Source organism: Micromonospora sp. URMC 107 (genome assembly GCF_051386315.1).
Lineage (GTDB): Bacteria > Actinomycetota > Actinomycetes > Mycobacteriales > Micromonosporaceae > Micromonospora.
In genome coordinates this window covers 1-2807 of record NZ_JBPQTK010000253.1, presented here as the reverse complement: position 1 = coordinate 2807, position 2807 = coordinate 1, and the positions used below count along the sequence as shown (strand labels likewise).

Annotated in this window: 5 protein-coding genes; 3 read left to right on the top strand and 2 right to left on the bottom strand. The window is 72.4% G+C overall.

Going from position 1 to position 2807, the window contains the following annotated elements; all coding sequences use genetic code 11:
• Both ACSNN9_RS28275 and ACSNN9_RS28270 read right to left on the bottom strand, forming a co-directional pair.
• Positions 1 to 578: lytic polysaccharide monooxygenase auxiliary activity family 9 protein (locus ACSNN9_RS28275; protein WP_436676357.1), on the bottom strand; the 578-nt coding region annotated here is incomplete at its 3' end.
• 119 nt (positions 579 to 697) lie between these two features.
• Positions 698 to 973 carry an isoamylase early set domain-containing protein gene (locus ACSNN9_RS28270; protein WP_436676356.1) on the bottom strand — a complete coding sequence of 92 codons (276 nt, stop codon included), beginning with the start codon at positions 971 to 973 and terminating at the stop codon, positions 698 to 700.
• Positions 974 to 1132: 159 nt separating this feature from the next.
• On the opposite strand from ACSNN9_RS28270, the gene ACSNN9_RS28265 reads away from it, so the two are divergent.
• From ACSNN9_RS28265 to ACSNN9_RS28255, 3 genes are all read left to right on the top strand, one after another.
• The gene (locus ACSNN9_RS28265) at positions 1133 to 1393 is read left to right on the top strand and encodes a Prokaryotic metallothionein (protein WP_357880167.1); all 261 of its coding nucleotides are present in this window, start codon (positions 1133 to 1135) and stop codon (positions 1391 to 1393) included.
• Between the two features lie 71 nt (positions 1394 to 1464).
• The gene (locus ACSNN9_RS28260; RefSeq protein ID WP_436676355.1) at positions 1465 to 1923 is read left to right on the top strand and encodes a GNAT family N-acetyltransferase; all 459 of its coding nucleotides are present in this window, start codon (positions 1465 to 1467) and stop codon (positions 1921 to 1923) included.
• Positions 1924 to 2033: 110 nt separating this feature from the next.
• Positions 2034 to 2807, top strand: a 774-nt coding sequence (locus ACSNN9_RS28255; RefSeq protein ID WP_436676354.1) for a lytic polysaccharide monooxygenase auxiliary activity family 9 protein, incomplete at its 3' end; no start/stop codon positions are given.

The window sequence follows — 2807 nt, the reverse complement described above, 5'->3', positions numbered from 1 at the left end:
GCGGTGGGGGTCGGCGTGGGCGACGCGGGCGGCGGCGTCGGGCTCGGGGTGGGCGACGGGTTGCCGCCGCCGCCGACCTGGAGGTCGACGCAGGAGTAGAACGCGTTGGCGGTGTCCGCGATGTTCCACACGGCGAGGACCTTCTGCCGTCCCGGGTAGCTGCCCAGGTTGACGGTGTGCGAGACGGTGGCGCCGGGCTGCTGCCCGCCGCCGTCGAAGACGGCGACCCGGGTGCCGCCGATGAAGTACTCCCAGTTGCTGGTGGCGTGCCGGGCGGTGTTGGTCCAGGTGAAGGTGACGGAGCTGCCCACCGACGTGGCGGGCCAGCCCCGGCTGTCGTCGTTGAGGACGGCGAACTGGGCGATCCCCGCGTGGCAGCTGCGCAGCCCCTTCGGGCCCTCGACGCTCTGCGGCTCGTACTTGATCTGCCCGCAGTCGGGGACCCGCCCCTGCGCGCAGAGCGCCTGGCGGCTCGGCGGGCCGGACACGTAGCCGTGGGCCTGGGCGGGCGCCGCGACGGCCAGTGCGGAGACGACGGCGCCCGTCGCCACGAGCGGGATGGTGATTCTTCGACGCATGGTGGCAGCTCCTTCAGACTCATGCCTGGTGAGGTGCCCTCCAACATAAAATAAACCTTGTTAACAGTAAAGACTCCTGTCGATAAAACCATAGACCGGCTGAGCACGCAGGGTGACGGTCAGAGCAGCAACAGGCTGCCCCGCTCGTCCACCCGGTCGGCCGAGTCGTCGTCCAGCCACACCCCGCCGGCGGCGAGGTAGCGGAAGCGGTACTCCCCTGGCCCGAGCCGTACGGTGACCGTCCGGGTGCCGTCGCGGCGTGGGACCAGTTCGTGCCGCCCCGGCTCCCAGCCGTTGAAGGAGCCGACCACGCTGACCGCGCCGGGCGGGGTGTCGCGGGGCAGGCTGAAGGTGACCCGTACCTGGTTGCCGAAGAGCTTGTTCCGCTTGATCATGTCGTGTTCCTCCGGGGTCGCGCGCGGTCACCCGGTACAACGCCCGACACGCCGGGGGCGACACGCCGCCGGACCGGAGTGACCTGGGCGGTTTCGCCCGCCCGGCGCGATCCGGTACCGCAGGCTTGGGGAAACGTGTCGGATTCGGGGGGTTGCGTCGTGGCGACGTGCGAGGTCTGCGGTAACGACTACTGGATGGCGTTCGAGGTGCGGACCGTCAGCGGTGACGTGCACACCTTCGACTGCTTCGAGTGCGCCGCGCACAAGTTGGCACCCATCTGCGAGCACTGCCAGGTCAAGATCGTCGGGCACGGGGTGGAGGTGTCCGGCCGGTTCTTCTGCTGCGCGCACTGCGCCCGCGCGGAGGAGGGCGCCCAGGGCGCCGAGATCCGCGACGCGGTCGGCGCCCGCCCCGCCTGACGCCGGCGGCCGGGGCGGACGGCACCGGGGCGGCCGCCGACCGACCGGCGGGCGCGACCTACCATCGCGGGGTGCCGCAGACCCCCGTGACGAGGACCGCCTCGTTCGCCGAACTCGACGCCCGCACCTTCCACGACCTGCTCCGGCTCCGGATCGACGTGTTCGTGGTGGAGCAGGCGTGCCCGTACCCGGAACTCGACGGGCGCGACGTCGAGCCGGGCACCCGGCACCTCTGGCTCGACGACGGCGGCGCACCCCTGGCGTACCTGCGGATCCTCGCCGACCCGGGCGGCGTGGCGCGGATCGGGCGGGTGGTGGTGGCCCCGCAGGCGCGCGGCGGCGGGCACGCGGGCCGGCTGCTGGCCGCGGCGCTGGAGCTGGTCGGCGACCGCCCCTGCGTGCTGGGGGCCCAGTCCCACCTGGTCGGCCTCTACGCCCGCCACGGCTTCGCCGTCAGCGGCCCCGAGTACGTCGAGGACGGCATCCCGCACACCCCGATGCGCCGGGAAGGCATTGACCGAGGCCGATAAATGTGACAGCCTCCGGGCAGAGCCGTCGCGGAAGCCACGCAGCGCGCACGGGAGGGGCAACTCCCGGGCCGTCCGGGCGTCGTCGTCCGACCTCTCCTCCCGGGGGCTCCATGTCCACTCAACTTCGATCATCCCGCCTGGCCTGGCTGCTCGCCGTCGCGGCGACCGCCGTGCTGCTGCTGACCACGGCCCTGGCCAACCCGGTGTCGGCGCACGGATCCGTCGTGGACCCCGCGTCACGCAACTACGGCTGCTGGCAACGCTGGGGCAGCGACTTCCAGAATCCCCGGATGGCCACCGAGGACCCGATGTGCTGGCAGGCCTGGCAGGCCAACCCGAACGCCATGTGGAACTGGAACGGGCTGTTCCGCGAGGGCGTCGCCGGCAACCACCAGGCCGCCATCCCGAACGGCCAGCTCTGCTCCGGCGGCCGGACCGAGGGCGGTCGCTACGACGCCCTCGACACCGTCGGCGCCTGGAGGACCGCCTCGGTCTCCAGCAACTTCCGGGTCCGCCTGTACGACCAGGCCAGTCACGGCGCCGACTACATCCGGGTGTACGTGACGAAGCAGGGCTTCGACGCGCTCACCGAGCCGCTGGGCTGGGACGACCTGGAACTGGTCGGCCAGATCGGCAACACCCCGGCGTCGGGGTGGAAGCCGGAGCCCACCGGCGTCTCCATCGAGATCCCGGCGAACGCGCCGGGGCGGACCGGGCGGCACGTCGTCTACACCATCTGGCAGGCCAGCCACCTGGACCAGTCGTACTACCTGTGCAGCGACGTCGACTTCTCCGGCGGGCCGACCAGCCCGCCGCCGACGACGCCGCCGCCGGCCGGGGCCTGCACGGCCGCCTACCGGATCACCGGGCAGTGGGGTGGAGGC